General features: G+C 63.9%; 26 protein-coding genes. 20 read left to right on the top strand and 6 right to left on the bottom strand.

Features of this window, described 5'->3' with window-relative positions:
• Window positions 1-84: 84 nt before the first annotated feature.
• The 15 genes from cobO to APH28_RS10560 all read left to right on the top strand — a co-directional run bounded on the left by cobO (window position 85) and on the right by APH28_RS10560 (window position 12,590).
• Entirely contained in the window at window positions 85-696 is a 612-nt protein-coding gene (gene cobO / locus APH28_RS10625; RefSeq protein ID WP_060509154.1) for a cob(I)yrinic acid a,c-diamide adenosyltransferase, read from the top strand.
• Window positions 693-1,988: a cobyrinate a,c-diamide synthase gene (locus tag APH28_RS10620; RefSeq protein WP_060509152.1), complete on the top strand. Its 1,296-nt coding sequence runs from the start codon at window positions 693-695 to the stop codon at window positions 1,986-1,988. Before cobO ends, APH28_RS10620 begins: the two co-directional genes overlap by 4 nt.
• Window positions 1,985-2,635, top strand: coding sequence for a 5,6-dimethylbenzimidazole synthase (gene bluB, locus APH28_RS10615; RefSeq protein ID WP_060509149.1), 651 nt, complete (start codon window positions 1,985-1,987; stop codon window positions 2,633-2,635). The genes APH28_RS10620 and bluB overlap by 4 nt, the downstream gene beginning before the upstream one ends.
• A complete protein-coding gene (gene cbiB, locus APH28_RS10610; RefSeq protein WP_060509147.1) occupies window positions 2,632-3,540 on the top strand; it encodes an adenosylcobinamide-phosphate synthase CbiB in 909 nt (302 codons plus the stop codon). Before bluB ends, cbiB begins: the two co-directional genes overlap by 4 nt.
• Window positions 3,533-4,525: a threonine-phosphate decarboxylase CobD gene (gene cobD, locus APH28_RS10605; RefSeq protein WP_060509145.1), complete on the top strand. Its 993-nt coding sequence runs from the start codon at window positions 3,533-3,535 to the stop codon at window positions 4,523-4,525. The genes cbiB and cobD overlap by 8 nt, the downstream gene beginning before the upstream one ends.
• On the top strand, window positions 4,522-5,976 hold the full coding sequence (locus APH28_RS10600) for a cobyric acid synthase (RefSeq protein WP_060509144.1): 1,455 nt from the start codon (window positions 4,522-4,524) through the stop codon (window positions 5,974-5,976). The genes cobD and APH28_RS10600 overlap by 4 nt, the downstream gene beginning before the upstream one ends.
• Window position 5,977: 1 nt before the next feature.
• Complete coding sequence (cobU, locus tag APH28_RS10595) at window positions 5,978-6,499, top strand: bifunctional adenosylcobinamide kinase/adenosylcobinamide-phosphate guanylyltransferase (RefSeq protein WP_060509142.1); 522 nt, start codon at window positions 5,978-5,980, stop codon at window positions 6,497-6,499.
• Window positions 6,496-7,551, top strand: coding sequence for a nicotinate-nucleotide--dimethylbenzimidazole phosphoribosyltransferase (cobT, locus tag APH28_RS10590; protein ID WP_060509139.1), 1,056 nt, complete (start codon window positions 6,496-6,498; stop codon window positions 7,549-7,551). The genes cobU and cobT overlap by 4 nt, the downstream gene beginning before the upstream one ends.
• Entirely contained in the window at window positions 7,548-8,105 is a 558-nt protein-coding gene (cobC, locus tag APH28_RS10585) for an alpha-ribazole phosphatase family protein (protein ID WP_060509137.1), read from the top strand. Before cobT ends, cobC begins: the two co-directional genes overlap by 4 nt.
• Window position 8,106: 1 nt before the next feature.
• On the top strand, window positions 8,107-8,835 hold the full coding sequence (locus tag APH28_RS10580) for an adenosylcobinamide-GDP ribazoletransferase (protein WP_060509135.1): 729 nt from the start codon (window positions 8,107-8,109) through the stop codon (window positions 8,833-8,835).
• A gap of 212 nt (window positions 8,836-9,047) precedes the next feature.
• Window positions 9,048-10,160: a glycoside hydrolase family 5 protein gene (locus tag APH28_RS10575; RefSeq protein ID WP_256249097.1), complete on the top strand. Its 1,113-nt coding sequence runs from the start codon at window positions 9,048-9,050 to the stop codon at window positions 10,158-10,160.
• Between the two features lie 42 nt (window positions 10,161-10,202).
• Window positions 10,203-10,607 carry a MarR family winged helix-turn-helix transcriptional regulator gene (locus APH28_RS10570; protein WP_060509132.1) on the top strand — a complete coding sequence of 135 codons (405 nt, stop codon included), beginning with the start codon at window positions 10,203-10,205 and terminating at the stop codon, window positions 10,605-10,607.
• Window positions 10,608-10,670: 63 nt separating this feature from the next.
• Entirely contained in the window at window positions 10,671-11,873 is a 1,203-nt protein-coding gene (locus APH28_RS10565; protein ID WP_060509129.1) for an MFS transporter, read from the top strand.
• Window positions 11,870-11,992, top strand: coding sequence for a hypothetical protein (locus APH28_RS29140; RefSeq protein WP_256249074.1), 123 nt, complete (start codon window positions 11,870-11,872; stop codon window positions 11,990-11,992). Before APH28_RS10565 ends, APH28_RS29140 begins: the two co-directional genes overlap by 4 nt.
• Before the next feature lie 46 nt (window positions 11,993-12,038).
• Entirely contained in the window at window positions 12,039-12,590 is a 552-nt protein-coding gene (locus APH28_RS10560) for a glutathione peroxidase (protein WP_060509233.1), read from the top strand.
• A 90-nt stretch (window positions 12,591-12,680) separates the two neighbouring features.
• Here the strand turns inward: APH28_RS10560 and APH28_RS10555 are convergent, their stop codons facing one another.
• The gene (locus APH28_RS10555) at window positions 12,681-12,941 is read right to left on the bottom strand and encodes a DUF2798 domain-containing protein (RefSeq protein WP_060509127.1); all 261 of its coding nucleotides are present in this window, start codon (window positions 12,939-12,941) and stop codon (window positions 12,681-12,683) included.
• A 114-nt stretch (window positions 12,942-13,055) separates the two neighbouring features.
• On the opposite strand from APH28_RS10555, the gene APH28_RS10550 reads away from it, so the two are divergent.
• Window positions 13,056-13,985, top strand: coding sequence for a LysR family transcriptional regulator (locus APH28_RS10550; protein WP_060509125.1), 930 nt, complete (start codon window positions 13,056-13,058; stop codon window positions 13,983-13,985).
• 41 nt (window positions 13,986-14,026) lie between these two features.
• Here APH28_RS10550 and APH28_RS10545 read toward each other — a convergent pair whose 3' ends face one another.
• The 3 genes from APH28_RS10545 to APH28_RS10535 form a co-directional block, all read right to left on the bottom strand.
• On the bottom strand, window positions 14,027-15,292 hold the full coding sequence (locus APH28_RS10545) for an OmpP1/FadL family transporter (RefSeq protein ID WP_060509123.1): 1,266 nt from the start codon (window positions 15,290-15,292) through the stop codon (window positions 14,027-14,029).
• Window positions 15,293-15,438: 146 nt separating this feature from the next.
• Window positions 15,439-15,921, bottom strand: coding sequence for a hypothetical protein (locus APH28_RS10540; protein ID WP_060509121.1), 483 nt, complete (start codon window positions 15,919-15,921; stop codon window positions 15,439-15,441).
• A 248-nt stretch (window positions 15,922-16,169) separates the two neighbouring features.
• Window positions 16,170-16,394 carry a hypothetical protein gene (locus APH28_RS10535; protein WP_060509119.1) on the bottom strand — a complete coding sequence of 75 codons (225 nt, stop codon included), beginning with the start codon at window positions 16,392-16,394 and terminating at the stop codon, window positions 16,170-16,172.
• A 955-nt stretch (window positions 16,395-17,349) separates the two neighbouring features.
• On the opposite strand from APH28_RS10535, the gene APH28_RS10530 reads away from it, so the two are divergent.
• Complete coding sequence (locus APH28_RS10530) at window positions 17,350-17,709, top strand: sel1 repeat family protein (protein ID WP_060509117.1); 360 nt, start codon at window positions 17,350-17,352, stop codon at window positions 17,707-17,709.
• 154 nt (window positions 17,710-17,863) lie between these two features.
• Window positions 17,864-19,237: a DNA recombination protein RmuC gene (gene rmuC / locus APH28_RS10525; protein ID WP_177334256.1), complete on the top strand. Its 1,374-nt coding sequence runs from the start codon at window positions 17,864-17,866 to the stop codon at window positions 19,235-19,237.
• Here the strand turns inward: rmuC and APH28_RS10520 are convergent.
• The gene (locus APH28_RS10520) at window positions 19,209-22,685 is read right to left on the bottom strand and encodes a hybrid sensor histidine kinase/response regulator (protein ID WP_060509113.1); all 3,477 of its coding nucleotides are present in this window, start codon (window positions 22,683-22,685) and stop codon (window positions 19,209-19,211) included. The genes rmuC and APH28_RS10520 overlap by 29 nt on opposite strands.
• A 111-nt stretch (window positions 22,686-22,796) precedes the next feature.
• The gene (locus APH28_RS10515) at window positions 22,797-23,975 is read right to left on the bottom strand and encodes an MFS transporter (protein ID WP_060509111.1); all 1,179 of its coding nucleotides are present in this window, start codon (window positions 23,973-23,975) and stop codon (window positions 22,797-22,799) included.
• Window positions 23,976-24,125: 150 nt separating this feature from the next.
• On the opposite strand from APH28_RS10515, the gene APH28_RS10510 reads away from it, so the two are divergent.
• A complete protein-coding gene (locus APH28_RS10510; protein WP_060509109.1) occupies window positions 24,126-24,857 on the top strand; it encodes a GntR family transcriptional regulator in 732 nt (243 codons plus the stop codon).
• Window positions 24,858-24,960: 103 nt separating this feature from the next.
• Window positions 24,961-26,235 carry an MFS transporter gene (locus APH28_RS10505; RefSeq protein WP_060509107.1) on the top strand — a complete coding sequence of 425 codons (1,275 nt, stop codon included), beginning with the start codon at window positions 24,961-24,963 and terminating at the stop codon, window positions 26,233-26,235.
• Window positions 26,236-26,242: the final 7 nt, after the last annotated feature.

The following is a 26,242-nucleotide window of genomic DNA, read 5'->3' as shown; positions in this document are numbered from 1 at the left end:
GGCCATGGCTCCTGCGCGTTCTCCGTCTGCCCGCCTATTACCTGTCGCCCCTGTTCACGTGGCGTCAGCCTGCGGAGAACCTTCATGAGCGAACCCACCGACCGCGACGAACGCCACTTGGCGCGCATGCAGCGCAAGAAGGCGGTCATCGACGAGCGCATTGCCAACTCCCCCAATGAATGCGGCCTGCTGCTGGTGCTCACCGGTAACGGCAAGGGCAAGAGCAGCTCGGCCTTTGGCATGCTTGCCCGGGCCCTGGGCCACGGCATGCAGTGCGGTGTGGTGCAGTTCATCAAGGGCCGCAACAGCACCGGCGAGGAGCTGTTCTTTCGCCGTTTCCCCGAGCAGGTGCGCTACCACGTGATGGGCGAGGGCTTCACCTGGGAGACCCAGGACCGCCAGCGCGATATCGCTGCAGCCGAAGCGGCCTGGGCGGTCTCGCGCCAGTTGCTGCAAGACCCGAGCGTGCAGTTCGTGGTGCTCGACGAGTTGAATATCGCCCTCAAGCACGGCTACCTCGACCTCGATCAGGTACTGAGTGACATTCAGGGCCGACCACCGATGCAGCATGTGATCGTCACCGGTCGCGCAGCCAAGCCTGAAATGATCGAGCTGGCCGATACCGTCACCGAGATGGGCATGCTCAAGCACGCCTTCCAGGCCGGTATCCGCGCGCAGAAGGGCGTTGAGCTGTGAGTGCAACGCGCAGCTGCCCGGCGGTGCTGATCGCAGCACCAGCTTCGGGCCAAGGCAAGACCACCGTGACGGCAGCCTTGGCCCGCCTGCACCGCAACCTTGGGCGTAAGGTCCGGGTGTTCAAGTGCGGTCCCGATTTCCTCGACCCGATGATCCTGGAGCGGGCCAGTGGCGCGCCGGTGTACCAGCTCGATCTGTGGATGATCGGTGCCGAAGAAAGCCGTCGGCTGTTGTGGCAAGCCGCCGAAGAGGCTGACCTGATTCTGATCGAAGGGGTGATGGGCCTGTTCGACGGCACCCCGTCGAGCGCCGATCTGGCCCGTCACTTCGGCGTGCCGGTGCTGGCGGTGATCGACGGCACGGCCATGGCCCAGACCTTCGGCGCTCTGGCCCTGGGCCTGGCGCGTTATCAGCCCGACCTGCCGTTCGCCGGGGTACTGGCCAACCGGGTTGGCAGCCTGCGCCACGCGCAACTGCTCGAAGGCAGCCTGACCGAGGGCCTGCGCTGGTACGGCGGCCTGTCGCGCGAGCGCGGCATCGAGTTGCCCAGTCGCCACTTGGGGCTGGTCCAGGCCAGTGAACTGAACGACCTGGACGCACGTCTGGATGCTGCCGCCGAAGCCCTCGGCGCCAGCTGCGACGCCGCCTTGCCACCACCGGTGGCCTTTGCCGCACCTGAACCACAGCCGTGTGCAGCATCGCTGAGCGGAGTGCGCATTGGTGTGGCCCTTGACGAGGCGTTCGCCTTCACCTATGGCGCCAACATCGACCTGCTGCGCGACCAAGGTGCGCAGCTAGTGTTCTTCTCGCCGCTGCACGATCGCGAGCTGCCGGCAGTGGACAGCCTGTATCTGCCAGGCGGTTACCCGGAACTGCATCACCACGCACTGGCTGCCAATACGCCGATGTGCGAAGCGATTCGTGCCCATCACACCCAGGGCAAACCGGTGCTGGCCGAGTGCGGCGGCATGCTGTACCTGCTCGATGCACTGACCGATGTCGCTGGCGAGCGTGCCGAACTGCTCGGCCTGCTGCCGGGCGAGGCGACCATGCAGAAGCGCTTGGCCGCCCTGGCATTGCAGGCCGTGGAACTGCCGGAAGGCACCTTGCGCGGGCACACCTACCACCACTCGCTGACCAGCACCGAGCTGGAGCCGATCGCCCGGGGCCTGAGCCCCAACGGCGGGCGTGGCAACGAGGCGGTGTATCGACTGGGCCGGCTGACCGCCTCCTACGTGCATTTCTATTTCCCGTCCAACCCTGATGCGGCGGCGGCGCTGTTGCGACCATGAGCGATCACGCCTACAGCGCTGCCGAGCGCACTGCGATCTACCGCGCGATCGGTGAGCGCCGCGACATGCGCCACTTTGCCGGGGGTACGGTCGCGCCGGAGCTGCTCGGCCGCCTGCTGGCTGCTGCGCACCAGGCGCCCAGTGTCGGTCTGATGCAACCCTGGCGCTTCATCCGCATCACTCGGCGCGAGCTGCGCGGGCGTATTCAGGCCCTGGTCGAAGAGGAGCGGGTGCGCACTGCCGAAGCGCTGGGCGAACGTGCCGATGAGTTCATGAAGCTCAAGGTCGAGGGCATCAGCGACTGCGCCGAAGTGCTGGTCGCGGCGTTGATGGACAACCGCGAGCCGCACATCTTCGGCCGCCGCACCTTGCCGGAGATGGACCTGGCTTCATTGGCCTGCGCGATCCAGAACATGTGGCTGGCGGCCCGTGCCGAAGGCCTGGGGCTGGGCTGGGTCTCGCTGTTCGACCCGCAGGCCCTGGGTGCGCTGCTGGGCATGCCCGCCGGGGCCAAACCGGTGGCGGTGCTGTGCCTGGGACCGGTCACCGAGTTCTACGCGCAGCCCATGCTGGTCCAGGAAAACTGGGCCGAGGAACGCCCTTTGAGTGACATGTTGTTCGAGAACCAATGGGGAGAGCGCCCATGAGTGTCGCCTTGCTGACCGTGGCCGGTGTGGCCCTGGATGCGCTGCTGGGTGAGCCGCAACGTCGGCACCCGCTGGTGGGCTTCGGCAACCTGGCATCGAGCCTGGAGCGGCGCTTGAATGCCGGCGGACGCGGCTGGCGCAGCCATGGCGTGAGCGCTTGGTTCCTGGCCGTGGTACCGCTGACCCTGGTGGCGCTGATCCTGTCCTGGCTGCCCTTTGTCGGCTGGCTGGTGGATGTGCTGGCGCTGTATTGCGCCCTCGGCTTGCGCAGCCTCGGCGAGCATGTGCTGCCGGTGGCCAACGCCTTGCGCCAGGGCGATCTGGAAGAAGCGCGGCGCCGTGTTGGCTACCTGGTCAGCCGCGAAACCCGCGAGCTGGACGAGCCTGCGGTGGCTCGCGCAGCCACCGAATCGGTGCTGGAGAACGGCAGCGATGCGGTGTTCGCTGCGCTGTTCTGGTTCGTCGTGGCCGGTGCGCCGGGTGTGGTGCTGTACCGCCTGAGCAATACCCTGGACGCCATGTGGGGCTACCGTAACGAACGCTTCGAGCGCTTCGGCTGGTGCGCGGCGCGCATCGACGATGTGCTGAACTATATTCCCGCCAGGCTGGTGGCGTTGACCTACGCGCTGCTTGGCAAGACGCGCCTGGCTCTGGCCTGCTGGCGCAGGCAGGCGCCGCTGTGGGACAGCCCCAACGCCGGGCCGGTGATGGCTTCCGGTGCCGGTGCGCTGGGCGTTGAGCTTGGCGGCCCGGCGGTGTACCACGGCGAATTGCACGAGCGCCCGCGCCTGGGTGAAGGGCCGGTGGCCGATGCCGATGCCATCGAGCGCGGCTGGAGCCTGGTGCAGCGTGGCGTCTGGTTGTGGGTGCTGTTGATCTGCGTGGGAGCCTATCTGAATGCTTGAACACGGTGGCCGCCTGCTGCGAGCGGTGCGGCAATACGGTATCGCCCGCGAAGACTGGCTGGACCTGTCCAGCGGCATTGCCCCTTGGCCCTACCCGATTCCTCCCATCCCGCTGGATGCCTGGGCGCGCCTGCCAGAAACCGACGACGGTCTCGAAGACGCTGCGCGGCGCTATTACGGTGTGCAGCACCTGCTGCCGGTGGCAGGCTCGCAGGCGGCAATCCAGGCCTTGCCCCTGCTGCGCCCCGTTGGGCGCGTTGGCGTGCTGACGCCGTGTTACGCCGAGCACACGCATGCCTGGCAGCGGGCAGGGCACCCGCTGATCGAGCTGGATGAAAACCAGGTTGAAGCGGAGCTTGATCAGCTCGACGTGTTGGTGCTGGTCAATCCGAACAACCCGACCGGGCGGCGTGTGTCGCCTGAGCGGCTACTGGCCTGGCATGCGCGTCTCGCCGAGCGCGGCGGCTGGCTACTGGTCGATGAGGCCTTCATGGACAACACGCCCGAACACAGCGTGGCGCATTGCGCCGAGCGGCCGGGCCTGATCGTGCTGCGCTCGTTTGGCAAGTTCTTTGGCCTGGCCGGCGTGCGCTTAGGCTGCGTAGTGGCTGAACCACCGTTGTTGCAGCGCCTTGCCGAGCTGCTCGGGCCCTGGACCGTCAGTGGCCCGACGCGGGTGCTGGCGCAAGCCTGCTTTGCCGACCACGCTGCACATCACGCCCAAATAGAACGCTGCGCCCAGGCCAGTCAACGCCTGGCGGCGCTGCTGCAGGGTTGCGGTATGGCGCCCACTGGCGGCTGCGACCTGTTCCAGTATGTGCGCAGCGAGCGTGCTGCCCAGCTGCATGACTTTCTCGCCCACCGCGGCATCCTCGTACGCCTGTTCGAGCAGCCAGCCGCTGTGCGCCTGGGCCTGCCGGCAAATGCCGCGCACGAGCAGCGCCTGGCCCAGGCCCTGACTGATTACCAGAAGGAAACGGCATGACTACCCTCATGGTGCAAGGCACCACCTCCGATGCCGGCAAGAGCACGCTGGTCACCGCCTTGTGCCGCTGGCTGTTGCGCCAGGGTGTTGGCGTAGTGCCGTTCAAACCACAGAACATGGCGCTCAACAGCGCCGTCACCGCCGACGGTGGCGAAATCGGTCGCGCCCAGGCGGTACAGGCCCAGGCCTGCCGACTGGCGCCGCACACCGACATGAACCCGGTGCTGCTCAAGCCCAACAGCGACACGGGCGCCCAGGTGATCATCCACGGTCGCGCAGTCACCAGCATGAACGCGGTGGCCTATCACGACTACAAGGCTGTCGCCATGCAGGCGGTACTGGCCTCGCACCAGCGCCTCAGTGCGGCCTACCCGGTGGTGATGGTCGAAGGCGCCGGCTCGCCGGCCGAGATCAACCTGCGCGCCGGCGACATCGCCAACATGGGCTTCGCCGAGGCGGTCGACTGCCCGGTGATCCTGGTGGCCGACATTAACCGCGGTGGGGTGTTTGCCCATCTGGTCGGCACCCTGGAGCTGCTCTCGCCGAGCGAGCAGGCGCGGGTCAAGGGCTTCGTCATCAATCGCTTCCGCGGTGACATCGCGCTGCTGCAGCCGGGCCTGGACTGGCTGGAGCAGCGCACCGGCAAACCCGTGCTGGGCGTGCTGCCCTACGTCACCGACCTGCACCTGGAAGCCGAGGATGGCATCGACATCCGCCAGGGCGCCAAGCAGGAGCGCGTGCTCAAGGTGATCGTCCCGGTGTTGCCGCGCATCAGCAACCACACCGATTTCGACCCGCTGCGCCTGCACCCGCAGGTCGACCTGCAGTTCATCGGCCCGGGCCAGCCCATTCCAGCCGCCGACCTGATCATCCTGCCCGGCTCGAAGAGCGTGCGCGGCGACCTGGCGCAACTGCGCGAGCGTGGCTGGGACAAGGCCATCGAGCGGCATCTGCGCTATGGCGGCAAGTTGATCGGCATCTGCGGTGGCCTGCAGATGCTCGGCCGTGAAGTGCATGACCCGCTTGGCCTGGAGGGCGCTGCCGGTTCCAGCCCAGGGCTTGGCCTGTTCGATTACCAGACGGTGCTCGAAGCCGACAAGCAACTGCGCAACGTTGCCGGGACCCTGAACCTGGAAGCCGCGCCGGTCGCCGGTTATGAAATTCATGCCGGCGTTACCACAGGCCCTGCGTTGGAACAGCCCGCCGTGCAGCTCGCCGATGGCCGCTGCGACGGCGCTGTCAGTGCCGATGGCCAGATCCTCGCCACCTACCTTCACGGCCTGTTCGAGGGCAGCCAGTCCTGTGCCGCGCTGCTGCGCTGGGCGGGGCTGGAGCATGTGCAGGCCATCGACTACGAGGCCCTGCGCGAGCGTGACATCGAGCGCCTGGCCGACCTGGTGGAAGCGCACCTCGATACCGCGCACCTGCGCACGCTTTGTGGAGTTGCCTGACATGCGCAACCTGATCCTCGGCGGCGCTCGTTCGGGCAAGAGCCGCCTGGCCGAACAACTGGCCAGCGACAGCGGTCTGCCGGTCACCTACATCGCCACCAGCGAGCCGCTTGACGGTGAGATGAACGAGCGCGTGCGGCTGCACCGTCAACGTCGGCCAGCCGACTGGGGGCTGATCGAAGAGCCGTTGGCGTTGGCTGCTGTATTGCGTGCAGAGGCCGCTGAAGGCCGCTGCCTGCTGGTGGACTGCCTGACCTTGTGGCTGACCAACCTGCTGATGCTCGAAGATCCGCAGCGGCTGGCCGCAGAGCGCGATGCACTGCTCGACTGCCTGGAGCGACTGCCCGGCACAATCATTCTGGTCAGCAACGAAACCGGCTTGGGCGTGGTGCCCATGGGCGAGCTGACCCGCCGTTACGTCGACCTGGCCGGCTGGCTGCACCAGGCTGTTGCCGAACGCTGCCAGCGTGTGGTGCTGACCGTAGCCGGCCTACCTCTCATGCTCAAAGGACCCGCTCTATGAACCCAGCCTGGTGGCGTGATGCCTGCCAACCCCTCGACAACGCCGCCATGGACCAGGCCCGCGCCCGTCAGCAACAGCTGACCAAACCTGCCGGCTCGCTCGGCCAACTGGAAGGCCTGGCCGTGCAATTGGCCGGTTTGCAGGGGCGTGAGCGGCCAACCCTGGACAAGGTTGCCATCACTATTTTTGCCGGCGACCATGGTGTGGTCGAAGAGGGCATCTCGGCCTATCCGCAGGCCGTGACCGGGCAGATGCTGCGCAACTTTGTCGGCGGCGGCGCGGCGATCAGCGTGCTGGCGCGTCAACTGCAGGCCAGCCTCGAAGTGGTCGATCTGGGCACCATCGACCCTGAGCTGGAACTGCCTGGGGTGCTGCATCTGCGCCTGGGCGCCGGCACCGCCAACTTCGCCCGCCAGCCGGCCATGACTGATGCCCAACTGCAGGCTGCCTTGCAGGCGGGTCGTGACAGCGCCTTGCGTGCAGCGGCCAAGGGGGCGCAACTGTTCATTGGCGGCGAGATGGGCATCGGCAACACCTCTGCCGCGGCCGCGCTGGCCAGCACTTTGCTGGCCTGTCCGGCACGTGAGTTGAGCGGGCCAGGTACCGGCCTGGACAGCGCAGGTGTTCGCCACAAGGCCGAAGTGATCGAGCGCGCCCTTGTGCTGCATGGCCTGCGTGCCGATGAGCCGCTGCAGGCGCTGGCCTGTGTCGGCGGCTTCGAGATCGCCGCGCTGACCGGTGCCTACCTGGCCTGCGCCCAGCAAGGTATCGCCGTGCTGGTGGATGGCTTCATCTGCAGCGTTGCGGCATTGCTGGCGGTGCGCCTTAATCCGCAGAGCCGTGATTGGCTAGTGTTCGCTCATCAGGGCGCCGAGCCTGGGCACAAAACCCTGCTCGCTGCGCTGCAGGCCGAGCCGCTACTGGCCTTGGGGTTGCGCCTGGGTGAGGGCAGTGGCGCCGCTTTGGCCGTGCCGCTGATGCGCCTGGCGTGCGCCCTGCACGGGCAGATGGCGACCTTCGCCGAGGCTGCAGTGGCGGACCGCCCGGTATGATCCTCGACGTGCTGCGCCACGGTGAAACCGAGCTGGGCGGCGGCCTGCGTGGCAGTCTGGACGATGCCCTGACCGACCAGGGCTGGCGCCAGATGCGTGACGCGCTGGCGGCTGCTGGCCCCTGGGATGCACTGGTCAGTTCGCCGTTGCAGCGATGTGCGCGTTTCGCCGAGCAACTGGGCATGCCGGTGCAGTTCGAGGCCGATCTGCAAGAGTTGCATTTCGGCGAGTGGGAAGGCCGCAGTGCTCTGCAGATCATGGAAACGCAAGCCGAGGAGCTTGGGCGTTTCTGGGCCGACCCCTACAGTTACACACCGCCCGCAGGGGAGCCTGTCGCGACCTTTGCCGAGCGTGTCCTGTCTGCCGTCGGGCGCTTGCACCAACAGTACGCCGGCGAGCGTGTGTTGCTGGTTACCCATGGTGGGGTCATGCGCCTGCTGCTGGCGCGCGCCCGTGGTCTGCCGAGGGAGCAGCTGCTGCAGGTCGAAGTCGGCCATGGCGCCCTGATGCGCCTGGCAGTGGATGAACATGGCGCAATGACCGAGGTGCTTTAACGTGCTGCCGTTCTGGATTGCCTTGCAGTTTCTCAGCAGCCTGCCAGTGCGTTTGCCGGGGATGCCTGCGCCTCGCGAGATGGGCCGTTCGCTGTTGTGCTATCCGCTGGTGGGCGTGTTGTTTGGCCTGCTGCTGTGGCTGGCCAGCCATCTGCTGCAAGGTGTCGCAGCGCCTTTGCACGCGGCCTTGCTACTGACGCTGTGGGTGCTGCTCAGTGGTGCGCTGCATCTGGATGGCCTGGCCGACACTGCCGATGCGTGGCTGGGAGGCTTCGGTGACCGCGAACGCACGCTGCAAATCATGAAAGATCCGCGTAGCGGGCCGATAGCCGTGGTGACCTTGGTGCTGGTATTGCTGCTGAAGTTCTGTGCCTTATGGGTGCTGGTCGAACAGGGCACGGGCATGGCATTGCTGTTGGCACCGGTTGTGGGGCGGGCGGCGATGCTTGGTTTGTTTCTCTGCACCCCCTACGTGCGCCGAGGGGGCCTTGGGCAGGCGCTTGCTGACCACCTGCCGCGGCGGGCGGCCGGGTGGGTTTTGCTGGCGAGCCTGTTGCTGTGTCTACTGTTGGGCGGTGAGAGCGCGATCGTGCCCATGCTGGGCGCATTCGCTGCGTTCATCTGGTTACGCCGGTTGATGTGTAAGCGTCTGGGTGGAACCACCGGTGATACGGCAGGTGCGATGCTGGAGATTCTTGAGCTTACCGTGCTGCTGGGGTGGGCAATTTAGGAATACTCCTACAGCATTTGGTGAATCCTCTTTCAGGCTAAATCGTGCTGCTAAAGTGCGGAAAATTCCTGAAAAAATTCAGTAAATGACGATCTACTTGCATCTTTCTATGCTCGCGTCTTTTCGTAAGCGAGGGGCGTACAAAAATGCGACGATTCCTGCTGGCTTTTCTGTTGGCCACTGCCAGCGTCTGCGCGACGGCAGCTGATCTGATCGACTTCTGGGACAGCCCGCAACATGGCGGTAACAGCTTCAACCGCTTGCCGCCGGACCAGGCGTACTTCCACGCCTTGAGTGGGTATGGCGCGAGCTGGGTACGCCTTTCCTACGATAAGTGGAAACCGGCGCAGCGTGACTTCCTGTTGGGCAACGCGGACCGATATGAGGCGCTGCCCACCTCAGATCTGAAGCAACTGCGCGATACCCTGGACCGCGCCCATACGGCAGGCCTCAAGGTAGTCATCGCTCCGTTATCACTCCCTGGCATGCGCTGGTCGCAAAACAACCATGGGCAGTTCGATGACCGTCTGTGGCAAGACGCCGATTACGCCCAACAAGCCGCCCGCTTTTGGCGGGACTTGGCCCGGGAACTGAGAGACCACCCTGCCATCGCTGCCTACAACCTGGTCAACGAGCCTGCACCCGAGAAATATGGCGGCCTGGCGGAGCATGCTTCGGCTGAACGCATGCAGCAGTGGTACGCGCGGGAGCGGGGTGGGGCGCGTGACCTGCCAGCGCTCTACACGCAATTGATAGCGGCGATTCGCGAGGTGGACCCCAATACCCCGGTCATGGTCGATGCGGGCTGGTTCGCCAGTGCCGATGCCTTCGGTTACTGGCAAGCGCCGTTGCAGGATGACCGCGTGCTTTACAGCGTGCACATGTACGAACCTTATGCGGCCACCAGTGCGCCTAACCTGCTGCGCAAGGACCCGATCAGCTATCCCGGTCCGGCGCCGTTTGGCGGTAAAAGCCAACAATGGAATGCCGAGCGGGTTAGTCAGTATTTGGACCTGCCATTGGCCTGGATGGCGCGAATGAGGCTGCCGCATTCCCGTCTGGTCGTAGGGGAGTTCGGTTGTATGCGACGACTGCCCGGTTGCACCGAATACCTGGAGGATGTTCTCTCGGTCATGGATCGTCATCGTCTGCACTGGGCGTTTTACAGCTTTCGTGAAGACAATTGGGATGGCATGGACTACGAACTGGGTTCGGCAAAGGTGCCATGGCGTTACTGGCAAGCGATCGAGCAAGGGACTCCCGACCCCATGGAGCGCAGGGCTACAGCGGAATTCGAGCCGATTCGACGACGCTTGGCAGATTGAAACTTCTTGCAACAGCCTTGGTGCGGGTATATACACGTATCCATGTTGACCAGTGAATGCATCTGCACCCACCTGCGTCGCGCCGCCCGAGGGGTGAGCCGGCATTACGACGAGGCCCTGGCCGGCTTCGGCATCAACGTCGCGCAATTTTCCCTGTTACGCCACCTGCAGCGACTCGATCGACCCAGTATCACCACGCTTGCCGAAGCCATGGGCCTTGAGCGCAGTACCTTGGGCCGTAACCTGAAAGTCCTGGAGGCAGAAGGCCTGGTGGCCCTGGCTGACGGCGATGACCAGCGAAATCGTGTGGTATTGCTGACCGAGGCGGGCACGGCACGTTTGCAAGCGGCCCACCCAGCCTGGGAGCAAGCGCAGTTGACGCTGGTCGAGCGGTTGGGCGAAGGGCAGCGTGACGCGCTTGTGCACTTGCTGGAGCGGCTTGCCTGAATCATTACAACTAGAAGCGGGTATATACCCGCACAACCTTGCGATGTGCTGGAGATAACGACAATGACTTCGGTGTGGCGATCCAGCGGGTGGGTACTTGTGGGGGCGGCATTGATCCTGGCGCTCTCCTTGGGTGTGCGGCACGGCTTCGGTCTGTTTTTGGCGCCGATGAGCGCCGATTTTGGCTGGGGGCGTGAAGTGTTCGCCTTTGCCATCGCCCTGCAGAACCTGATCTGGGGCCTGGCGCAGCCGTTTGCCGGTGCGCTGGCCGACCGCCTCGGTGCGGCGCGGGTAGTGATCATCGGCGGCATTCTCTATACCGCTGGCTTGCTGTTGATGAGTACCGCCGATTCGGCCTGGTCACTGTCGCTGAGCGCCGGTCTGTTGATTGGTATCGGCCTGTCAGGCACTTCGTTTTCGGTCATCCTCGGTGTGGTTGGCCGCGCCGTCCCGGCGGAAAAACGCAGCATGGCCATGGGCATCGCCAGCGCTGCCGGTTCCTTTGGCCAGTTCGCCATGCTCCCCGGTACCCTCGGTCTGATCGAATGGCTGGGTTGGTCCTCGGCACTGCTGGTGCTTGGCTTGCTGGTGGCGCTGATCGTGCCTTTTGTCGGCCTGCTGCGAGACCGCCCGCTGCCCAGCCAGGGTGCAGAGCAGACGCTGGCTGAGGCCCTGCGTGAGGCGTGCTCGCACACCGGCTTCTGGCTGCTTGCCTTGGGGTTCTTTGTCTGTGGTTTCCAGGTGGTATTCATTGGCGTGCACCTGCCGGCTTACCTGGTCGACCAGCACCTGCCAGCGACCACCGGCACCACGGTGCTGGCGCTGGTCGGGTTGTTCAACATCGTCGGTACCTATACTGCTGGCTGGTTGGGTGGGCGCATGTCCAAGCCACGCTTGCTGACGGCGCTGTATTTGCTGCGTGCCGTGGTGATCGCGCTGTTCCTTTGGGCGCCGGTGACGCAAGTCAGTGCCTACCTGTTCGGTATTGCCATGGGCCTGCTGTGGCTTTCCACCGTGCCTTTGACCAACGGCACCGTGGCGACTGTATTCGGCGTGCGCAACCTTTCGATGCTCGGTGGCATCGTTTTCCTGTTCCACCAGCTGGGCGCCTTTCTGGGTGGCTGGTTGGGTGGTGTGGTGTATGACCAGACCGGCAACTATGACCTGGTCTGGCAGATTTCGATTCTGCTCAGCCTGTTGGCTGCTGCGCTCAACTGGCCGGTGCGTGAATGGCCGGTCGCCCGTTTGCAGGCGCAAGCGGCATGAACCGCTATCTGGCCCGTGGGCTACTGCTGGCGGCTGCGGCGTTGCTGCTGGCGCTGGTGTGGTGGGGTTGGCAGCGGGGCGGGTTGGCGTTGATGCAGTTGGGCACGAGCGTTTGTTAAGCGCTACCCTGCAAGTTCAAGGATTGTCTTGCAGGAGGAATGAATGATGCGTGCCCATTGGTTGACGATGCCGTTGCTGGCGCTGCTGGCCGCCAGTTCCAGCTGGGCTGCCGATTGCCCGGCGCTGTTGCAGGGCAGCTTGCCTGAATTGCGCGGCAAGGAGCAGGTCGACCTCTGCCAGCGCTTCGGCGGCAAGCCGCTGGTGGTGGTCAACACGGCCAGCTATTGCGGTTTCGCGCCGCAGTTCGAGGGGCTGGAGGCGACTTACAAGGAGTACCACGAGCAGGGGCTGGAAATGTTGGGTGTGCCGTCGAACGACTTCAAGCAGGAAGATGCCGATAGCGAGAAGACGGCCAAGGTCTGTTACGCCAACTACGGTGTGACCTTCACCATGACCAAGACCCAAGCGGTTCGTGGCCAGGATGCGATACCGCTGTTTGCCGAGCTGGCGCACCAGAGCAGCGCGCCGAAGTGGAATTTCTACAAGTACGTGGTCGATCGTCAGGGCAAGGTGATCGGCAATTTCTCCAGCCTGACCAAGCCTGATGATCCTGCCTTCAGGGCTGCGATCGAGAAGGCGATAGCCTCGCATCCGTAGGGGGGCGCGGAGAGGCTTGCAGGTGTTCGCCGGTAATTTTTCAGCGCACACCTGTCAGCTCTCACGCTATTGCGTTACGGCCAATGCTTGTCAGTGCGCGTGTACTGTAATCGCCACCAATTTCAACACCACCGGCCTCACCATCAGCACGCACACAAATGCCACCGGCATCGCCAATTGGTAAGCCCTCAGCACATTGCCCAGATACGCCGGGTTTACCCCGGCATTCGCCGCTGTGATCACGAAGCACATCAGCAGCGCCATGATCGAAGACATGTAGAACGCGAAAACGTACGGCGTAGCGCTCGGGCGCAGTTTGCGCCGACTGCGGGTGTGGGACAGATTGTTCATGCGATCTCCTGAAGGTTGGCTGAGGGCGCAGGTTAGCAATGCCGCCGTCAGCGGCTGTAGACCAGCGCGATTGAGTTCTTTATAAAGAAATTCTTACGAATCGAAGAGTTCGCCATGGATTTGCTCAATGCCATCCGTAGCTTCATCAAGGTGGTCGAAGCCGGCAGCATCGCCGCCGGCGCCCGCAACCTCGGCCTCAGCCCGGCGGCGGTCAGCCAGAATCTGGCGCGCCTGGAAGGGCACCTGCAGGTGCGTCTGCTCAGCCGAACCACCCGCAGCATGGCGTTAACGCCTGTAGGGAGCCAATATTACGAACGTGTCAGGCACATCGAACGCGACCTGACCCTGGCCGAACTAGCGGTCACTACTCCCGACAGCGAACCCCAGGGGCGGCTGTGTATCGCCTCGACTTCCGCATTCGGGCGTCACGTGCTGGCGCCGTTGATTCCGGCCTTCAGCGCCCGCTACCCACTGCTTTCGATAGAGTTGGTAACGACTGATCGCAAGGTCAACCACGCTCGCGAAGATGTCGATGTCAGCCTGCGCATCTCCCCGCAATTGGAAGACCAGCTGCTGGCGCGGCATATCGCCCGTATCCCGTTCATCTGCTGCGCATCACCGGGTTACCTCGCCAGCGCCGGTCTGCCGACCACACCCGAGGTGTTGCGTGATCATCGCTGTCTGGTATTTCGTTATCCGGTAGACGGCCGTTTCCTGCGTTGGGGGTTCGTGCGCGACGGCATGCGCTTCGAAGCGGATTTTGGCAATGTGTTGATCAGTGACGATATCGATGCCCTGACCCAGATGGCCCTCCACAATGGCGGCATCACCCGGTTGGCCGAGTTCATCGTCCGGCCGCATCTGGCCTCGGGGGCGCTGGTGCCGCTGTTCGAATACAGCCAGAGCGGCCAAGCCTATGCCCAGACCGAGCCGATGGATATCTACCTGTGTGTGGCAGACCGTTTCGCCATGACTGCGAAAGTGCGCGCATTCATGGATTACCTGCGCGCTGCGCTGGGCGATAGCTGGCAAGTCCAGCAATAAAAAAACCGCCACGAGGGCGGTTTTCCATGCTGCGGTACGAGTCAGAAGCGGTAGGTGAGCGAGGCGCCCAGGCCGTGCGCGCTGTTCTCGTACTTGGCTTGGTAGCGGCCTTTGGTAGGGCTTGCCAGGTTGACCTTGGTGTCCTCTTCCCACAGGTAGGAGTAGGCAACGTCGATGGTCATATCGTCGTTCGGGCTCCAGCCAGCACCAATACTGATGGCCTTGCGATCACCCGTAGGAATGCGCGGCGAGCGGTCGGTGTTGTTGGTTGGCGACTGGTCGACGGAGAAGCCCGTGCGCAGCACCCACTCCTTGTTCACCTTGTAGGAGGCGCCAATGGCGTGAGCCCAGGTGTCGTGCCAGTTCTGCTCTTCGGTAATGGTGCCGAACTGGGCTGCCAGCGGTGCTGGGACTTCGTTGTTGACAGTGATGTCCTTCAGGCGGCTCCAGCGGGTCCAGGTGCTGCCCGCATACAGGGTCCACTGGTCGTCCAGCTCGTGGGTGACCGAGAAGTCCACCGACTCAGGCGTCTTGATCTTCAGGGTGGCGTCGAACTTGCTGCCGCTGAAAGGCCCGATCAGGGCGTTATTGATCTTGGTGTCGCCTTCGAGCTTGTAGTCGACCATCGAGTGGTAGGTCAGGCCGACGCGAGTGCGGTCGGTGGCCTGTACCAGAATGCCGATGTTGTAACCCACGGCGGTGTCGTCACCCTTGATCTTCACCTCGCCATCGTTGAAGCCTGGAGAGCGCGGGTTGATGGTATTCGAACCCAGCTCGCCCTTGATGCGGTTGATGGTCGGGCCGAAACCGATCGATACCTTGTCGTTGAAGGCGTAGCTGACGGTAGGCTGGAAGGTGATGACCTCGACGTGGCTCTTCTTGCCCCAGTAGCGTGCAGCGTCGCCGCTGCCGTAATCGGTCACCAGGCCGTACGGGACGTAAACACCAAAGCCCACGCTCCAGTGCTCATCGATCGGTTTCACGTAGTAGCCCATGGGTACGCCAACGGTAGGCACCATGTCGCCGTCGGTTTCGCCTGGCAGTGGGCTGCTGCCCCGGCCCGAGATATCGGTCTTGGCGATAACAGCTGCTCCCCCCACGACCACTTCCTGGCGTTTCAGGCGGGACATGCCGGCCGGGTTGCCATACACGGTGCTGGCATCATCGGCAGAAGAGGAACGACCAGCAAACCCGGTACCCATGCCGCTGATGCTCTGTTCGTTAAGTGCGAAGCCGGCAGCGAACAGTTGGCTGGATGCCAGGGCCACGGCTACGCCGAGGGAGGTTTTGAGCATTGCTTTTTTCATTATTAGAAACTCCTTGTGATCTCCGGGGCGAAAAGCTACCAACAAATGACGCGCCGCGCTATAGCCTCAATCACAGGAGATAGAGCGGTTTTGTAGGACAATCCGACCAAAATTCCTTTTTTTCCGGTAACGATGTAGGACGCTTCTTAAGATACTTGTGGAAATTTCTGTTCAACGCACGAATGCCAAGCCAAGGTGAAATCGCGCAAGCGACCTTGGGGATGGAAAATCTGACGCCAGATACGGGCCAGGCCGAGCAGGTCGTCCGCTGCAGGCAGAGGCGTGGACTGCTCTTCGATAAGCATCCAGGCGATGGCGGTGGAGTAGCGCAGGTTCACCGTGAGTTCCAGGTGAGGCCCGCCGAGGAAGGCGTGTTGGCTGGCCAGGCCGCGTACCAGGCTGGCCAGGTCCGGGTCACGGGCAAGAAAGTGGTCCCAGACCGCCTGGTGACGGCTTTCGCCTATGCGGTAGAGGCCGTGGCCACGTCGGTCGTGCAAAGCTGAACCAAGAGCCGATTGGCTGGCCGCGATACCGAGCAGGAGGGCCTCGGCGCTGGCGCAGTGACGATTCAGATAGACCAGGGTTGGTCGGATCACATACTGACACAATTCATTCGCCGCGATACCCATGATGCCCTCGAGCAGTAAAGGGCCGACGGGCGCTGGAGCTTGGCAGCTGGAAATTGGTCAGGCCCGCCGGAAGCGGTTAGGACCGCTCGAGTTGAAGTGTAGTGTGATAATCGTGGTGTAAAGGGCTGTTTTTAAATCGATTGCTGCCTGTCGACCGATGCTATATGCCTTACGGCAATTACACGCAGAACGATCAGGCAGCTCGCGGTGTATGCCATTCAGCCCTTGAATACCCCGATATTCGCCACTCACGCGGTGAGCGATTGACGGGTGCGGTCGATCACTGCCTGCAGCGGTTCCGAGCGGCTGTACTGTTCGGGGTACAGGCGTTCGGTGTGGCAGGCGATGCCGTGCTCGTCCACCAGAGTGAAGCTGAAACTGCCCTTGCGTGGGGCAACGATAAGGCACTTCAACGGCGAGAAGGCCTGGGAGAGGGTGCCAATGGCAGCCTGAATTTGATGATGAGTTTGCATGTTGTTAGGAGGTTCCTGCTTTAAACACGGGAGATATGATCCGTGCATGATAGAAACGTTCCAGTGACGCCTTTATTAAGGGGCGAACGAACCTGACTGGAACAAAGCAGCCAGAGAGAGCGCAATCAAAGTGTGGGCGCTTGGGCTGACTGGTAGGTACTTCAGAAGGCAGGCAGCACATCGGGGCCAAGGTTCTAGGCCGTCGGGGTGGAATCCTGATCAATCTTCCGGTTGATTCGTGCTTGGACAGCGCTGGGCTGGCGAGTGAATCATCGAGTGGGCCGGTCCTGGTTTCAGCAGCGATCGTTCGGGAGAGCGATGGGCTGCAAGGACGCTTCTGGCCAGAATTGACTTTCAGCTTGGGTACTAACGGGGCGCACCTTACCGAAAATGTTTAGCCTTTGCAAGCTTTTCACGTTTCTTCAGGTGAGCCGCGCAGTATGGCGCGTATTTCGCCTGCTGGGAAGAGGGAGCAGCTAGCCCTCAACCGGCCCCACGGGCCAATTTCGTGCATCCAAACGCAGGCTTTCGGTGCAGTTGTGCACATTCGAGGCGTGACTTGTAGCGCCCCGGCAACAGCACCATTCAAGCTCGCCAATGACTTGACTGGCACCTTAAGTCAATGAAAAAAAACACTAATTTTTGCTGGTGAAAAAATCGTCAGTTTGACTGTAGGCCCCATTTCACGGGGGTTTGCGGGCTCGTTGAAGGGGTTGTCCACCGAGTTATCCACAGGAACTGTGGATTGTCCCGAGCGCTTGCTCTAGGACGGGCGTGCCAGCAAATTACAGAACTGTCTGACAATCGACAGGCATCAGTCGACCAGCCGGTCATCCACCCGGAAACGTCAAGAAAAAATCATCGAAAAAAATTGCAATGCTCCAGAAATCGACAGGTCATGCACAAAAAAAAGGAGTAAAGTGGCGCGCCTTTCAAGCTGTCACGCCTGTCGGTCATGAAGTTTCGCAGTAAACCCCTCGTCAGCCCCGCTGTTGCCCCATCAGCCCCTTCACCCAAGCGCTTTTCCCTGAAGGTGGCCCTTTGGCTGCTCGACAGCCCGCGCCTGGGAGACAAGCAGCAGGTCAAGCACATCGCTGGGCGCCTGCTCAAACAGCCCGCGCGCGAAGGCGTGGTGGTGGCGCAGAGCCGCCTGGGGCAGATGCTCTGCCGTGAATGCGGCAATGCCCGGGACCGACGCATCGGCCATGAACTGCTACGCCAGGCGGCGCGGGCCGGGGACCGGCCTGCACAGCTGGAGTATGCGCGGCTGTTCCAGGCCGATACGCCGGAACAGGCGCCTGCCCCAGCGGACTGATAAGCTGCACTCAATTCGCAACAGTGTGATCGGGGTAAGCATGGCAGTGGATCTGACCAGCATTTTGCTGGGCTTGGTGGCAGGGGCATTACCTTGCCTGGGTTGGGTCATGCAGGTGCAGCGCCGCCAGGGCGCGCGTCAGAGCGAGCTGGCCCTGCTCGAGGAGCGCTTGGGCAGTGCGCAGCTGGCTCAGGCCGGCCTGCAGGCGCAACTGGACGCCAGCCGTGATGAGGTCAGCGACCTCAGCGAAGCCAACACCGTCAAGCAGACCCAACTGGCCGCCCAGGGCCGTGAACTGGAGCTGCTGCAGATCGACCGCGACAACGCCCGTGATGCGGCCCACGCCTGGCACCTCGAACGCGCCACGCGCGAAGGCGAACTGCGTCGCCTCGAGGCCCAGACCGCACGCCTGGAGGCCGAGCTGCGGGAACAGCAGGACAGTCACCAGCAGCGCCTGGAGGATCTGCAGGAGGCCCGCGACACCCTGCGCGCGCAATTCGCTGACCTGGCCACGAAAATCTTTGACGAACGCGAGCAGCGTTTCGCCCAGACGAGCCAGCAGCACCTGGGTCAATTGCTCGACCCGCTCAAGGAGCGCATCCAGGCTTTCGAAAAACGTGTCGAAGAAAGCTACCAGCAGGAAGCCCGCGAGCGCTTCTCGCTGGGCAAGGAACTGGAGCGCCTGCAGCAGCTGAACCTGCGCCTGTCTGACGAAGCCACCAACCTTACCCAGGCACTCAAGGGCCAGAAAACCCAGGGTAACTGGGGCGAGCTGATTCTGGAGCGGGTGCTGGAACATGCCGGCCTGGAGAAAGGCCGCGAATACCAGACCCAGGTCAGCCTGAAAAGCGCCGATGGCGAGCGCTTCCAGCCTGACGTGCTGATCATGCTGCCCGGTGACAAACAGGTGGTGGTCGATGCCAAGGTCAGCCTCACCGCCTACCAGCAATTTGTCGGCAGCAATGACGAAGCGGCACTCAAGCAGCACGTGCAATCGCTGCGCAACCACGTCAGGGGCCTGTCGAGCAAGGACTATAACCGCCTCGAAGGCCTGCACAGTCTGGACTTCGTGCTCCTGTTCGTACCGATCGAGGCAGCCTTCTCGGCAGCGCTGCAGGCCGAGCCGAACCTGTTCCAGGAAGCGTTCGACCGGCAGATCGTGATCGTCAGCCCGACCACCTTGCTGGCCACCCTGCGGGTCATCGACAGCCTGTGGAAGCAAGAGCGCCAGGGCCAGAATGCCCGCGAGATCGCCGAGCGCGCCGGTTGGCTGTACGACAAGTTCGTGCTGTTCATCCAGGACCTGGACGAACTGGGCAATCGCCTGCAACAGGTCGACAAGGCCTACGCCGCAGCACGCAACAAACTGTGCGAAGGGCGCGGCAACCTGGTCAGCCGCAGTGAACAGCTCAAGCTGCTCGGTGCCCGCGCCAGCAAGAGCCTGCCGGCCGAACTGCTGGAGCGGGCGCTCTCGGACGAAGCGCTGGCCGACGAGCCGGTTACTGAACCAGGCTCAGATGGCGATTGAGCAGGGCACGCAAGGCTGCCGGCTTGACGGGTTTGGCCAGATAGTCCAAGCCCGCGGCATGCACGGTGGCCAAGGTTTCCTTGCTGCCGTCGGCACTGATCACCACACCGGGCACCGGCTCGCCGAGGCGCGCACGTAACCAGCCCATCAGCCCGGTACCGGTTTCGCCGTCGTCCAGGTGGAAGTCCACCAGTGCCAGGTGCGGGCGCATGCCCTTTGCCAGCAACGCTTCGCATTCGGCACGATTGCGTGCGGTCCACACTTGGCAGCCCCAGCGGCTGAGCAGGCTGTTCATGCCGATCAGGATGCTGTCTTCGTTGTCCACGCACAGCACCTGCAAGCCGGCCAGCGGCTGGCTCGCGGTTTCCACCGGGGCGCTCGGCGCCACCGCAGCCTGGTGTGCAATCGGTACATTGACCCGAAACACCGTGCCCCTGCCGGGCCAGGAGCGCACTTCCAGCTTGTGGCCAAGCACCCGGCACAGGCCGTCGGCGATCGCCAAGCCCAGGCCCAGGCCTTTTTCGGCACGGGTCTGGTGGCTGTCCAGGCGCTTGAACTCCTGGAAAATCACCTGCAACTTGTCGTCGGCAATACCCGGGCCACGGTCCCACACCTCCAGCCACAGGTGCTCGCCCTGGCGGCGTACGCCCAGCAGGATCGGGCTCTTGCCGTAGCGCAGGGCATTGGTGAGGAAGTTCTGCAGCACCCGGCGCAGCAGTTTCATGTCGCTGTCGACCCGCAGGCGGCTGCCGCGCAGGCGGAACTCCAGGCCCTTTTCGGCAGCCAGCACCTTGAACTCGGCGCCCAGGGTGTCGAACAGTTCATTGAGGGCGAAGGGTTTGGCGTCGGGGGTGATCTTGCCGTTTTCCAGGCGCGAGATATCCAGCAGGTCGCTGATCAATTCCTCGGCCGAGCGTAGCGAGCTGTCCATGTGCTGCACCAGCTGCTGGGCCTCTTCGTTCATGCCCTCGGCCTGCTGCGACAGGGCCGCGGAGAACAGCCGTGCGGCGTTCAGCGGCTGCATCAGGTCGTGGCTGACCGCAGCGAGGAAGCGGGTCTTGGACTTGCTCACCGCTTCGGCCTGGCTCTTGGCTTCCGATAGTGCCTGATTGAGTTGCGACAACTCATGGGTACGTTCGGCCACGCGCTGCTCCAGCCGCTCGTTGGCGTCACGCAGCGCCTGTTCGGCCTCGCGGAATGGGGTGATGTCGGTAAAACTCATGACGAAGCCGCCACCGGGCATCGGGTTGCCGATCAGTTCGATCACCCGGCCGTTGGGGAACAGCCGTTCGGAGGAGTGCGCACGCCCCTGACGCATCCAGTGCAGGCGCCGCGCCACATGGACTTGCGCCTCGCCCGGGCCGCATAGGCCGCGCTCGGCGTTGTAGCGGATGATGTCGGCGATCGGCCGGCCGACGCTGATCAGCCCGTCGGGGTAGTTGAACAGCTCCAGGTAGCGGCGGTTCCAGGCCACCAGGTGCAGGTTCTGGTCGACCACGCTGATGCCCTGGTTGATGTTCTCGATGGCGCCCTGCAGCAGTGCACGGTTGAACTGCAGCACTTCGCTGGCTTCGTCGGCGATGCGCACCACATCCTCGAGCTGCATGTCGCGGCCCTCGATGGCGGCCTTGACCACGGCGCGGGTCGAGGAGCTGCCGAGCACGCCGGCGAGCAGGCGTTCGGTGTGTTCGATCCAGTCGCCGTCGGCGTTCTGGTTGGGGTTGAAGCCCTTGCCCTGGCGGTAGGCGAAGCGGATGAAACTTTGCCGCGCGCGCTCCTCTCCGACGAAGCGCGAGGCGAGGGTGAGCAGGTCGTCGATCTGCACCGCCAGCAGCGGCTTGCTGCTGGGGCGGGCGCTGGTTTGCTGGCCGATGAAGCGGCCTGCCTGCCAGTGTTCCGACACGCGGGTGCGCGACAGCATCGACACCCACACGAACAGGGTGAAGTTGCCTGCCAGCGACAGCACCACGCCCTGGGTCAACGGGCTGATCGGCAGGTCGAGCGGGTTGCCGTGCAGCCAGGCCAGGCCCGGGAACAGCCCGAGTGGCAAGCCCAGGCTGTGGGCAATGATCGGCAGCACCAGGGTGTAGAACCACAGGAAGATACCCGCCGCGAGGCCTGCAAACACGCCACGACGGTTGGCCTGCTTCCAGTACAGCGCGCCGAGCATGGCTGGGGTCAGCTGGGTCACGGCGGCAAAGGCAATCTGGCCGATGGTCGCCAGGCTCGCGGTGGAGCCAAGCAGACGGTAGCTGACGTAGGCCAGCAGCAGGATCACCACGATGGTCACCCGGCGCACCGACAGCATCCAGTGGCGGAAGGCCTCGAACGGCCGCTCGGCGTTGTTGCGGCGCAGCAGCCAGGGCAGCAGCATGTCGTTGGACACCATGGTCGACAGCGCCACGGCCTCGACGATGACCATGCCGGTGGCGGCCGAAGCACCGCCGATGAAGGCCAGCAGGGCCAGGCTCGGGTGCGCTTCGGCCAGTGGCAGGCTGATGACGAAGGAATCGGAAATCACCGTGCCCGGCAGCAGCATCTGCCCGGCCAGGGCGATCGGCACCACGAACAGCGCAGCCAGGGCCAGGTAAAGCGGAAACACCCAGCGCGCCAGGCGCATGTCCTGCGGTTCGATGTTCTCCACCACGGTGACGTGGAACTGCCGTGGCAAGCAGATGATCGCCATCATCGCCACGGCAGTTTGCACCACCATCGACGGCCAGTTGATGGTTTCCTGCCAGTAGCTGTCCAGCTGCACCGACTGGCGCGCCTGGGTGAACAGGTCGTCGAAGCCGTCGTACAGGTTGAACACCACGAATACGCCCACGGCAAGGAATGCCAGCAGTTTGATCAGCGACTCGAAGGCGATGGCCAGGACCATGCCGCGGTGGTGCTCGGTGACGTCCAGGCTACGTGTGCCGAAGACAATGGCGAACAGCGCCAGCACCAGCGACACCACCAGCGCGGTGTCCTGCACGCGGGTGCCGGTGGCGTCGGCGTTGGCGCCGATCAGCAGGTTGACGCCAAGCACGATGCCCTTGAGCTGCAAGGCGATGTAAGGCAGCACGCCGACCAGGCAGATCAGCGCCACCACCACCGCCAGGGACTGTGACTTGCCGTAGCGCGCAGCGATGAAGTCGGCAATCGAGGTGATGTTCTGCTGCTTGCTGATCAGCACCATCTTCTGTAGCACCCAGGGCGCGAAGATCAGCAGCAGGATCGGCCCAAGGTAGATGGGCAGGAACGCCCAGAGCTGTTCGGCGGCCTGGCCGACCGCGCCGAAGAATGTCCAGCTGGTGCAGTACACCGCCAGCGACAGGCTGTACACCCACGCACGCAGGCGCGGCGGCAATGGCGTGCTGCGGCGGTCGCCGTAGAAGGCGATGGCGAACATGATGGCCATATAGGCCAGGGCGACCACGGCGATCAGCCCGCTGGACAACGACATGAAAACTCCGGAGCAAAAAAGATAACGCGGTCCCGATCAATCAGTCTGGCACGCAGGCAGCGGTTCGTCAGCGCCGACGATGGTCGCAGCGGCGTGTCGTCGCAGGCCACATCAAGCGCTGCGGGTGCCCAGCCAGTAGAACACCCCTGCCAGTATCACCGACATCACCAGCAGGTAGAAGATCATCCCCGGCCACCACTGCCCCAAGGCGAACCCCACCATCACCGGGCCCAAGGCCGCCCCGAGGTTGGACAGGTTCTGCGCCCCGTAATACACCCCGCGCAGGTGCTCAGGAGCAATCAGGTCGATGAACATGTACTCGGCCGGTATGACGATGATCTCACCCAGGGTGAACACCAGCATCGCCAGGCACCAGGCCAGTACCGAACCGGCCATGGCAAAGCCGAGCAACCCGGCAATGAACAGCGCCATGCCGGCCAGCAACCAGGGCATCAGCTGCTGGCGGCCGATACGCCGGCCGATCAGGTACTGCAGGGCGATCACCGTGACCGCGTTGGTGGTCACCAGGTAGCCGACCAGCCGCGCTGCCTCGCTGGCGCTGCTGGTCTCCACCAGGTACTGCGACAGGTAGGCGGTGAACTGGCCGAACACCACCGCGCTCAGCACGCCGCCGAGGGTGAAGCACACCAGCCGGCGGTCACGCGCCAGCCCCAGGGCCACCTGGCCGAACCCGGCGCTCGGCTGCTCCGGTGCGCTGGCCTGCAGCCCTCGGTCGCCGAGGCGCCAGTAGGCCAGGCACATGCCCAGGCCGGTCAGTGCCGAGGCAATGAAGGGCAGGTGGTCGTCCAGTTCCAGCATGGCCACGCCGAGCAGTGGGCCGACGGCGTAGCCGACGTTGCTCAAGGTGTACTTGATGGCGAACACCTCAGCCCGCTGCGCGACGGGCAGCAGCGCGCAGAAGCCGGCCTTGGCAGCGATATCGACCACGGCCAGGGCCAGGTTGATCAGCACCAGGCAGAAAAAGAACAGCAACGCCGAGCGGCTGGCGATGGCCGCCACGAAGGCCAGGGCAAAGACCAGTGTGCTGGCGCTGACCAGGGTGTGGTTGCGCACGGTGTCGACCAGGTGCCCGCCGTACAGGCTCAGCAGTGATGCGACGATCAGCGCGCCGCCGATCAGCAGGCCGATCTGACCGACCGCCAACTGGAAGTTGTCGGCCAGGTAGACCACCAGATAGGGCAGGGTGAGGGCCCGGGCCACGGTGAGTGTGAAGGTGGTGGCCAGCAGCAGGCGGACGCTGGCGGGGTAGCCTTTCAAGGCGGCGAGCATTGCCACGTCCTTGTTTTGTGGGTTTTCCGATACCTGAGGATAAGGGAGGCTGACAGCGGCGACCAGCGGAGGATTGACAGCCCTGCACCCACCGGGAATACTCTCGCAAAATTCATATATATGTTTGCATAACAAGACGAGAGCCGACCCATGCACCCATTGTCCGGTGATGCTCGACTGCCACGCTATCAACAGCTGCGCGATCACCTGATCGAGCAGATTGCCAACAACCGCTGGCGCCCAGGCGAGGCCATTCCGACCGAAGCTGCCTTGGCCACCGAATTCGATATGTCTGTCGGCACCGTACGCAAGGCTGTCGACGTGCTGGTCGCCGAGGGCGTGCTGGAGCGTCAGCAGGGCCGCGGCACCTTCATCCGTCGCCCGCAGTTCCAGTCTTCGCTGTTCCGCTTCTTCCGCTTCGAGACCGCCACCGGCGAGCGGGTGGTACCGGAAAGCCGCATTCTCACCATCGAGCCGGTACCGGCACCTTCGGCCGTTGCCCAAGCCTTGGGCCTGGCCGCCGAGGCCGAGGTCATTCGCATTGTCCGTACTCGTCTGCTTGGCGCCCAGCCGGTGCTCGCCGAGGAGATCTGGTTGCCACGCCAGACCTTCCAGCCGTTGCTCGATGTCGAACTGCAAAGCAAAGGCCCGCTGCTCTACCCGATCTACGAGGAGCTGTGCGGCCAGGTGGTCGCCTACGCCGAAGAGACCCTGACCGCCGAAGCGGTCGACGCAGCCCATGGCCGCCTGTTGCAACTGCCGGCCAACAGCCCGGTGGTGGTGATCGAGCGCCTGGCCCGCGATTACGCCGGCAAACCGCTGGAATGGCGCCGCTCGCGCGGCCACGCGCAGCACTTCCGCTACCGCGTCGACATTCGCTGAGCCGTTAAGCCGGCCGCTTCACCTTTTACCCGTCTGCGCCGTTCTGCCACGGCGCAGTGGCTTCGCCTGCCCGTAACACACACGACTAAGAAGGATAACAATCATGTTCAGCTGGTATCGCCAGATCACTTCACGGGAACGCAAGACGTTCTGGGCCTGTTTCGGTGGCTGGTCGCTCGATGCGCTGGAAGTGCAGATGTTCGGCCTGGCCATCCCCGCGCTGATCGCCGCGTTCTCCCTGACCAAGGGTGATGCCGGCCTGATCAGCGGCCTGACCCTGGTCACCTCGGCCATCGGTGGCTGGCTCGGCGGCACCCTGTCGGACCGTTATGGCCGCGTGCGCACCCTGCAGTGGATGATCCTCTGGTTCTCCTTCTTCACCTTCCTCTCGGCGTTCGTCACCGGCTTCTACCCGCTGCTGTTCGTCAAGGCCATGCAGGGCTTCGGCATCGGTGGCGAGTGGGCGGCCGGCGCAGTGCTGATGGCCGAGACCATCAACCCGAAATACCGCGGCAAGGTCATGGGCACGGTGCAGAGCGCCTGGGCCGTGGGCTGGGGCCTGGCGGTGGGGCTGTTCACCTTGATCTATTCGCTGGTGCCGGCGGAGTACGCCTGGCGGGTGATGTTCTTCGTCGGCCTGCTGCCATCGCTGCTGATCATCTGGGTGCGCCGCAACGTGCCGGAGCCAGACAGCTTCCAGCGCCTGCAGAAGGAGAAGGCCATTCCTGGCAGCTTCTTCAAATCCATGGCCGGCATCTTCCGCCCGGAGCTGCTGCGCGTGACCCTGCTGGGCGGCCTGCTGGGCCTGGGTGCCCATGGTGGCTACCACGCGGTAATGACCTGGCTGCCGACCTTCCTCAAGACCGAACGCAACCTGTCGGTACTCAACTCCGGTGGCTACCTGGCGGTGATCATCTTCGCCTTCTGGTGTGGTTGCGTGGTCAGTGGCCTGCTGATCGACCGCATCGGCCGGCGCAAGAACATTCTGCTGTTCGCCCTGTGCTGCGTGCTGACCGTGCAAGCCTATGTGTTCTTCCCGCTGAGCAATATCCAGATGTTGTTCCTCGGTTTCCCGCTGGGCTTCTTCGCCGCCGGCATCCCGGCCAGCCTGGGGGCGTTCTTCAACGAGCTGTACCCGGCCGACGTGCGCGGTGCCGGGGTCGGCTTCTGCTACAACTTCGGCCGTGTGCTGTCGGCGGTGTTCCCGTTCCTGGTCGGCCACATGAGTGAATCCATGTCGCTGGGCAGCGCGATCGGTATCGATGCCGGCATCGCCTACGGCGTGGCCATGCTCGCCGCGCTGTGCCTGCCGGAAACCCGTGGCCGCAACCTTGAGGCCACGCCAGCGCCGGCAATGGCTGGCGCTGTCGCCAAGTAACCTGACT

Origin of the sequence: Pseudomonas sp. NBRC 111124 (assembly GCF_001320245.1) — a bacterium.
Taxonomy (GTDB): Bacteria; Pseudomonadota; Gammaproteobacteria; order Pseudomonadales; family Pseudomonadaceae; genus Aquipseudomonas.
This window is presented reverse-complemented; position numbering and strand designations above follow the sequence as displayed.